At 33.5% G+C, this 8,113-nt stretch carries 4 protein-coding genes; all 4 read right to left on the bottom strand.

Going from position 1 to position 8,113, the window contains the following annotated elements; genetic code table 11:
* Positions 1–6 precede the first annotated feature (6 nt).
* From STERM_RS20835 to STERM_RS20850, 4 genes are read right to left on the bottom strand one after another with little or no spacing between them, the layout of a single operon-like run.
* Entirely contained in the window at positions 7–6,939 is a 6,933-nt protein-coding gene (locus tag STERM_RS20835; protein WP_012863594.1) for an autotransporter domain-containing protein, read from the bottom strand.
* A gap of 12 nt (positions 6,940–6,951) precedes the next feature.
* Positions 6,952–7,218, bottom strand: a complete 267-nt coding sequence (locus STERM_RS20840; RefSeq protein ID WP_012863595.1) for a hypothetical protein — start codon at positions 7,216–7,218, stop codon at positions 6,952–6,954.
* Positions 7,219–7,234: 16 nt separating this feature from the next.
* The gene (locus STERM_RS20845) at positions 7,235–7,513 is read right to left on the bottom strand and encodes a hypothetical protein (RefSeq protein ID WP_012860029.1); all 279 of its coding nucleotides are present in this window, start codon (positions 7,511–7,513) and stop codon (positions 7,235–7,237) included.
* A gap of 8 nt (positions 7,514–7,521) precedes the next feature.
* A complete protein-coding gene (locus STERM_RS20850; RefSeq protein WP_012863596.1) occupies positions 7,522–7,731 on the bottom strand; it encodes a hypothetical protein in 210 nt (69 codons plus the stop codon).
* Positions 7,732–8,113: the final 382 nt, after the last annotated feature.

Consider the following 8,113-nt stretch of genomic DNA (forward strand, 5'->3'; position numbering starts at 1 on the left):
TATTAATTAAAATACTGCCTTTAAAGTTACTCCTGCTCTGTAATCATTTTCCTTATCATTTCCTGTTGAGTACTCTCCTGTAAGGAATATTCCATATCTGTCTTCTACCTCTACTCCTATTGCCGCTTTTGTTCTGAATGTTCCTTTTTCATCTTCCGGCTTCGACAATTTATGATAGCCGTCTTCTATGGCTACCAATCTTGCCTTTTCTCTTTCATTAAGGTCTGCAAGCTCATATTCATATGCAAGGTCAAGTGTTCCTTTCAGCTGCCATGCTGTCTTAGCTCCTAAAGGTATTGCCCCTTTCAGCTCTACCCCGGCTCTAGGCTTCGCACTCCATGCATCATTTCCTTCCACCTCAAGGGCTTCCAGTCCGCTTTCATTAAATGTAGGTCTTGTCACATACATTGCTCTGAATGCTCCATATGGCATTATACTTGCTTTTTTTCCTAATCCGAATTCTTTCCCGAGTATATTGTCACTTGTTATACTGTATGTTTCATATGTCCCGTTCATTTCTGATCTGCTGTTTGGGCTTGGCCAGTCTATATTTCTGTCCACATTATGGATACTTGCTCTTCCTGTCAGGTCATTTACTATTTTCCATCCATTTGATCTATACTTGTTATGTACTCCCAGCTGGATTGTATCTACCCATTCTTCACTTTCATTTCCGTCTTTGAATTCAAAGCCTGTATGAACATATCCTAATGAATAACCGAATGTATGTTTATATGTTCTTTCCACTTCTCTTAATGCCAGTACTCCTGTTGTCGTATAATCATAACCTGTTGCTCCGTCAGTTTCTTCTTTATTTTTACCTTTTCCTGCTATTACACTTATTTTTACATTTTCTTTTGTATTATTTGTTGAATCCTGTAATAAATGTAATGAATTTTCAAATGTTTTTGCTATGTCGTCTTCTCTTTGGTTTATATTAGCATATACATTTCCTGCAAGACTTGCCATTACTCTTCTGAATTCCGGTTCTTGATCTGTTTCAATCATATCTATTTTGTTGAATATTTCTATCGCTTTGTCAGATATTCCATCGGTTCCATACTTTGAATCTAATGCTAATCCAAAATCTTCATACCATAAACCGTTAGTAAAATCATCATAAGGTATTTTTTCCATCCATATATCTATATTCCCTAAAGAATTTACTTCTGGTGTTGCTCTCCAAGTAAGTGATTTACTTATTACATGAACTGTTCCGGAATTTGGTCCTCCTCCCGGAGTTGTCGGGTTAAATACATCTTTTAATTTATAAACATTTGCATTAGTTCCCTGTGTAAAACTTGCCAGTATCTGAACAGGATTTTCTTCACTTACACTAAAATATGGTGCATTTATCTGTACAGAATCTGCTACAAATTTTGCTCCGTCATCTGCTGAGCCTGCAGCTGCCGGTCTTATTGTAGAAGGATCTACTTTTATTGCTACTACTACTCCCTCATTTGAAAAATATTCACTTACATTTATCACTCCGGAATTAACTATACTAGGTGTTGGATAGCTATTCCCCATACTTGAGATCACTTTATTTCCATTTATAGTTGTATTTCCCAGAACTGTTCCTTCTCCAAACAATCCACCTGCACTTACTATATCAGTCCCGCTCCCTTTTCCTATTCCTATATTGTTATTCCCAGAACCAATATTTATTGTTCCCTTATTTTCTATACTTCCGCCAGTATTTCCATATATCCCAATACCATTATCGGCATTTAAATTTATTATCCCGCTATTTCCGTTTATTAATGTTGAAGTAACACCAGCCATTCCTATTCCGTCATTACCATTTACATCGATAGTTCCTTCATTTATAATTATTCCATTCTCTGCATATAAACCTATTGCTCCAGCTCCGTTCAGTATTATATGTCCATAGTTTTCTGCAATGGTTGCTGTATTATTATCTTTTATATAAATTCCAATTCCGCCTGCTCCTACTTCTATGTCTGAATGGTTTTCTATTTTTGCTCCTTCACCATAGAGCCCTACTGCATATTTATTACTTGGATCTGAAGGGTTACTTGGTACAGGTACATTAGAATTCCCTACATATATTTTCCCGGCACCAGTACTTAATATATAACCATTTTTATTATAAATACCTATATTTCCTATTTTACCTGTAGCATCTATAACTGAAGTATTTGATACATATTCTCCATTTGTGGCATAAACCGCCACATTTTCGTCACCAGTCATAGTTATAGGAAAATTATTTGTTATTGTTCCCCCGCCAGTTGAATAGACCAGAACCTCATTTGTCCCCATATTTATAGCGGCATTATTTACGAAACCTGCTCCTGTTTCTAATACTACACCATAGTTATTACTCCCTATACTAAGATTAGAGCTTGTATTTGTTATAACAGAATTATTTGTCCCATATACTCCGACTGCTTCATTATTACCCTGCAACATGATCTGTGAAGTTGGTGATAATGTAACTAGATCTCCATTACTATATATTCCGACTCCTCCGCTTCCAACTGTTATTTTTCCATTCTGTTGAATAGTTCCACTTAAAGTCGGATGCCCAAACTTATATATTCCCAGAGAACCTGACCCTACTTCTATTTCTCCGTCATTTATGATAACTTCATCTTCATTTTCACTGTATATCCCTACTGCCGGATTAGAAGGATTAGTCGAATTTCCTATTTTTATCTTTCCAGTTCCAGTATTCCAAATGACTGCCGTACTTCCCGGAGAAGCTACAGAGAACATTCCTATTGAATCTACTCCGCTTAAATCAATCGTCCCGCTGTTCAACATAGGAGTTACGCCGGATGCATACATTCCCACTGAATTTGCCATAGTTCCGTTAATCATATTTGTATTTTCTACCTGTGCTATACCTTCCGCATATAATCCCTGCGAACTCTGGCCTACTGTTATAACTCCATTATTTTTTATAGTTCCCATTCCGTTTTTACCAAAAATTCCTACTGAATTATCTCCTACAGTTATATTAGCACTGTTTAGTCCACTGGCACCATTAGATACATAAATAGCTGCTGAATTATCTCCTAGCGCTATAGTCCCCTGATTTTCAGCTTCTACACTATATGGTAATATTAATGGAGGAGTGGATACCTGATCAGCTGACAATGCTACACTATTTGTACCTGTAGATGTTACAACTGTTCCTGCTCCTATCATCACACCAGATTTAGTTCCTGATATTAAAACAGAATTTGCGCCAGCTGTTAAAGTTCCTGCTCCTGTTGTAAATAAGCCTTCATCTATATTAGCTAAAATATAAGTTGATCCTGCCGTAGGATTTATTGTTAATCCGTTTGGAATTGGTGCACTTGAGCCTTTTATATTAAATATTACTATATCAGTACCATCTACATTAACTGTTCCTGTCGCACCTGTAATATTACTTCCGTTTTCTAAATGAAACCCTACAGCTTTATTTCCTGTCAAATTTATAGTACCGCCAGACATATTTACATCAGTCATATCTGCCAATACTGCTATTCCATTTGTTCCTACGCTCATACTTCCTGTATTTGTAAATGTTCCACCTGATATATAAGCACCTATAGAATTTAATGAATTTCGCAGATCAACTGTATTTGAATTTGTAATATTAGCATCAGCTCTATTTAAAGAGCTATTATTTTGAGCATACATTCCTATTGGCGCAGTTGCTCCATTAGAAATTATATTTCCAGAATTTGTCATATTAATAAGATTATTTCCAGCTATACTTAATGTTCCTTCTTGTGTTTTTGCAGCTAAACCTATACTGTTATTACCCAGATTGATCGTCCCCACATTGTTAATTTGTGTATTATTAGTTCCATATATACCTATTGCTCCATTTGAACTATTTATTATATTATTATTTGTGACAATTCCATAACGTGAATAAAAAGATATTGAGTTTGTTCCTGACATATCTATATTTCCATTATTAACAATTGCTATTTTCGCCTGCCCTGCTGCTGTATTATCAGGATTAGCCATTTTCGCCAATATCTGTCCAGCCAATGTTCCTTTTACATAAGTTCCGGAAGTAACTTCTATTTCTGAACTGACCACTGATACTTTATTGGTAGAATCTAGGGGATTATCTAAATTATACGGATTAGAAACTGATCCTATGGAAGAATCATTATCAATATTTAATTTTCCGTTTGCTACTAAACCAAACCTATAATTTCCACCTGGATTTATTGATAACCCCAAACCAGCTATTGACCCTATCGCTGTATTAGCAGTTGTTAAATTAAAAATTGTTTTGTTTAATACAAATAAATTACCGTATTCTCCTGCTGTAGTCGGCATATTTATATTAAGATTTGATATATTAGTAAATGTATTTGTAATATAATCACTGAAATCTGTAGCTGAATATGTAAAATATGCTCCGCTAGGTGTACCATCAAAATTAAATACCGTTCCTCCGTCTTCTACTGTTATTCCAGCTCCTGAAGCAATATTGAATTTTCCATATGTTCCAAGTGCTGCACCTGTTTTATATTGATTATAAAACATCAGTCCGCCGTTCATTATTGTAGTATTGGTTCCAGAAACTGTTATATTCCCAGTTGAAACTCCTGTATTAACTCCTGAATAATAAGCGATTCCGCCATTATCTGCTATTATTCCGGTATTCTTAGTTCCGTAATCTGCATGGTAAGCTGAATATGGAACTCCTGATAAAGAACTTAAAAGAACTCCGCCATTTATTACTGGAGCAGCAGTTATATCAGAATAAACACCTGCTGAACCATTTTTTGTAATAATAACTCCGTTAGCAGTATTTGTAAAGCTTCCTCCTGACAAAATTACAGCTCCGCCATTATTACTTTTTTCTATTATTCCGTTATTCGTTACAATTCCAGAAGTTCCGCTAATAATTGCATTCGTCCCAATTCCTATTGACTTAATAGTACCATTATTAATAATATTTCCATTATTTTGTGCATAAGCTCCACTATTATTAGAATTAGTTATTATATTTCCAATTGTATCTGTCCCGCCTGAAATGAGTAAAGTTCCTGTTGAAGCTAAAGTTACAGTTCCTGTTCCCGTTGCCACCATTCCTAAATTACTTGTTCCTGCATCAACTTCCGCTATTCCCATTATTGTCATTGTTCCACCATCTGCTCTAAATAGAGAACTTTGATTAGCAAAATTTCCAAAGAAAACATCATGTTCGCCTATATTTTTACTCGCTTTATTGTTATCTGCTGTAACAGTTAATGTTGCTCTATCTGTAAATATTCCCACAGCTCCCTCTACTAAATTAACATTATTTCCTAATGCATTTCCTATAGTTGCCGATTTATTAGCAGTATTTCCTATATTTATATTTATTGATGATAAACTTGGGCTAAAAGAAGAATTATTTATTACTGCACCAACAGTATTATCTCCTGTTAACTCTATAGGTTTAACAAAATTAATATAGGATCCCCCCATTGTACGAATATCATTCACAACTATACCTAAAGCACCTAATCCATTTATATTTATATTACCTGTGGAACTATTCAAAAAATAAGAACCTCCATTTACTGCCCCATTAACATCATATATTCCAAGTATATCAATTGGCCCATCTAAGTCTATTATTCCATTATTTTCAAAATATAAATATCTATTTGGTGTTCTTCCATCATCAATTGTATAAAAAATTGTTCTATCTCTTGGATCTATAGTATATGTAGTTGCATTATAAATATAAGATGTATCTGTATCTGCCCAGATATGTCCATTATTAACCATTCCTGAATCAGTGACATTGCCATGATATTGCACACCAAACATCAACCCATTTTGTCCTTTCATACGAACATTTGTACTTGAAGTTAATATCCAACTGGAAGATCTGTAAAGACTAGAATTATCATTATAGTTATTATGAGCATCGGTATGAAATAGCATCATATTACCTGCTGCACTATTTGATCCTACAAAATTAATATCCATATCTGAAATTGTTATATCATGACCACCTACTAATTTCATTGCAGATCTCTGAGTTTGATTTGTAAAATTTATATTTTGTATGCCATAATTTGTTACAACATGTGCCTGTTTATCCACTCCTTTTGCATCAGTATCTGCTAAGTGTAAATCAAAATTCCAATTTGTATTAGTAGTACTTCTACTAATGACATCCATGCTTCCCCTTGTCCCCATACCTTGACTACCATCTAAATTAATTTGTGATAATGGTCCATTTGAGCCATTATTTGTTATCCATTGAGCATCACCATTTCCAGAGGGACCAAATACAAAAGTTTTTGTAGTTATTGTATTTGTAGTTACAGGTTGAACATTTACTGTCACCGGTGTAAAAACAGGAACACTTATAGTCGGAATTGATACAAACGGAGCAGTAATATTAACTCCTGTCGGTGTAACTATATTAGGAACCTGTGGAGTTCCAATATTTAAATTTAAAGGCTGTCTATTTGTTCCTTTTAAAGGTATCCGTATTCCTAATTCAACTTCTTTTGGTACTTGATCAGGAGTCAGTGGCTTACCACTAATTCCATTTTTCAAATAACTTGTAACTATATAGTCACCATTTGCATCATAATAGCCACTTTGTGCATACAATGGATTAGAGTGATACTTTGCATTTTCTTTTGTATTATCCACTCCTTCATTATATTCTTCATAAAACCCTGTAAAAAATACCTGCCATTCCAGATATTCAGGCTTTACTATATAATCTCCCTGTAAATATAAATCCTTTAATTCTTTATTTTTCTGATTCAGTATTCTCTGTATCGTCTGGTAAGTCTGTTCGTTCGAACTTCCTTTTTCCATATTTTTTACTATACTGTTATACATTCGCTCATATCTTGCCGATTGTACTGTTTCTGCCTGTGCATAAGATGTTAGTATCGCATTCAGTGCTAGAAATGATACTAATAATTTCTTATTTCTTTTCATTATTCCTCCCTGTTATCTTATATTATTTGCTGCCTTGTACTGCTCTATTCTGAATAATAAATCTTCTATTTCCTGTATCTCACTTACCTTTTTATCTATCTGTTTATCTACTTTTATAAGCTCTTTTTCCAGCCTTTGACCGCTGTTCAGGTGTTTTCTCAGATTTGTCCATTTTCCTCTTGCACCTTCCCTTAATTCTCTTTTATATTCATAAGTCGGCGCTGAATAAAGCATCGTTCCCATTACTGTCAAAAATATCAAGATTATTGTTTTTTTCATTTTTCCTCCCTAAGTGCTACCTTCTTCTCATTCTGTTAATTTCTTCCGGCATCAGTTCCTCTTCCTCTGCTTTTACTCTGTCCAGTATTGTATACCAGTACCCTCTTTTTTCAGGAAGCTTTACATATACTGACTCCTGAGCTCTTCTTAAGGCCTTTTCATATGAGGAATAAACTCCGTCCTGATCATAGTCCTTTGTTATACTTTCTTCCACTGATCTGTCTACTTTTACTTCCTCGCCAAAAGCCATTAATGACAGTGTTAACAGTGAAAAAATCAAAATTATCCTTTTCATTCTGCCTCCTACTTTCTGGATTTATTAAGATATTTCAGTACCTTGTTATATTCTGTTTTATGCCATGCTACATCTTTCTTGGCTCTATAGTTTTCTATTTTATCTGCTTTCTCCATTTGTGCTTCCATATTCGGAACTTCAATTTCCTGCTTATTTTTCTTAGCTGCTATTGTAAATATAGACATGGATACCAATAATATGACTATTACTTTTTTCATATTTCCCTCCTTTCTAATACATTAATAATTTAAAAATATTTTTAAATATTCGCATTAGTTAAATTTTACGAATGAAAAAGAGGTATTTTATACTAATTATATAAGTAGGACAAATGATTGAATTAATATTTTATCTTTATTAAAATTGACATTAAGCTTTAATTTTAGTAAAATATTTATACCAATGTATTCGTAAAATTTAACTAATACGACGTTTTTTTTAATTATATTTATTTTTTTTTATAACTTTTTATTTTTTTATTTTTTTAAATATAAATTTAATATCTATATTTATAAATATTTATACATGTCCCTTTTAAAAGTTATATTATAGATTTAATATTAAAAATATTAATATCTTTATCTATTATGATTTTAATTT

Source organism: Sebaldella termitidis ATCC 33386, from assembly GCF_000024405.1.
Lineage (GTDB): Bacteria > Fusobacteriota > Fusobacteriia > Fusobacteriales > Leptotrichiaceae > Sebaldella > Sebaldella termitidis.

Bases quoted from the DNA above. Each gene is read 5' to 3' on its own strand.
- STERM_RS20835 (WP_012863594.1), bottom strand. From the start codon at position 6,939: ATGAAAAGAAATAAGAAATTATTAGTATCATTTCTAGCACTGAATGCG.
- STERM_RS20840 (WP_012863595.1), bottom strand. From the start codon at position 7,218: ATGAAAAAAACAATAATCTTGATATTTTTGACAGTAATGGGAACGATG.
- STERM_RS20845 (WP_012860029.1), bottom strand. From the start codon at position 7,513: ATGAAAAGGATAATTTTGATTTTTTCACTGTTAACACTGTCATTAATG.
- STERM_RS20850 (WP_012863596.1), bottom strand. From the start codon at position 7,731: ATGAAAAAAGTAATAGTCATATTATTGGTATCCATGTCTATATTTACA.